General features: G+C 64.7%; 1 protein-coding gene. It reads right to left on the bottom strand.

Going from position 1 to position 306, the window contains the following annotated elements; genetic code table 11:
* The coding region (locus QZ269_RS13340; protein ID WP_291427178.1) for a transposase at positions 1-306 on the bottom strand (306 nt) is incomplete at both ends.

Below are 306 nucleotides of genomic sequence, written 5' to 3'. Positions count from 1 at the left end.
AGTTCCGCCCGCCCTCCTCGGACCTGAACCCTCCAGACACCTTGCGTTTCACGCACCACGGGCGCACATCACGTTCTGCCTGATTGTTGTCGAACGGCACGCGCTCGTCATGGAGGAAGCGCAGCACCGCCGCGCGGTGCTGCCGGCACCGCATCGCCAGATTCCGCCCAGGTGATTGCCCGGTTCGCCCGCGTCGTCCAGGAACCGGAGGCACCTCAGGATTGACCTGAAGCGCCTTTTCCAGCAACGCATCAAACCGTTGCTCGAACGCCGTCCGTGCCAGGGGGGTCAGTCGGCCTTGTTTCT

The organism is Deinococcus sp. (genome assembly GCF_018260405.1).
In the GTDB taxonomy this organism is placed as follows: Bacteria; Deinococcota; Deinococci; order Deinococcales; family Deinococcaceae; genus Deinococcus.
This window is presented reverse-complemented; position numbering and strand designations above follow the sequence as displayed.